This window comes from Alteromonas sp. 14N.309.X.WAT.G.H12, from assembly GCF_036697315.1.
GTDB lineage: Bacteria > Pseudomonadota > Gammaproteobacteria > Enterobacterales > Alteromonadaceae > Alteromonas.
The window spans coordinates 1-423 of sequence record NZ_JBAHZB010000259.1; the positions used below are offsets into that span (position 1 = coordinate 1).

The 423-nt window shown below is 52.0% G+C and carries 1 protein-coding gene; it reads right to left on the reverse strand.

Features of this window, described 5'->3' with window-relative positions; translation table 11 throughout:
* The coding region (locus V5298_RS20890) for an Ig-like domain-containing protein (protein WP_332933319.1) at positions 1-423 on the reverse strand (423 nt) is incomplete at both ends.

The window sequence follows — 423 nt, forward strand, 5'->3', positions numbered from 1 at the left end:
TGCTTGGACAGTGGCGGTAAAGGTCTGGGTATCATTATCCGCATCAGTGACGCTGATAGTCACCAATTCACCAGCCGGTATATCCGTATTTCCGGAAATGGTAGGGGTGGCATCATTGCCTAACCCAGGATCGGTAACTGATAATGTTGGTGCAGTGGTATCTACCGTCCCGTCTTCGTTTATGGTGATGGTGTTTCCGGCATCATCGGTGGCGGTGACCGCAACCGTATAATCACCTTCGGCCAGTGCCGTAGGCACATCAGCACTGAACGAACCGTCAGGTTGGACAGTGGAGGTAAAGGTCTGGGTCTCATCGTCAGCATCGGTAATGCTGATGGACACCAATTCACCAGCCGGTATATCCGTATTCCCGGAAATGGTAGGGGTGGCATCATTGCCTAGTCCAGGATCGGTTACCGTTAA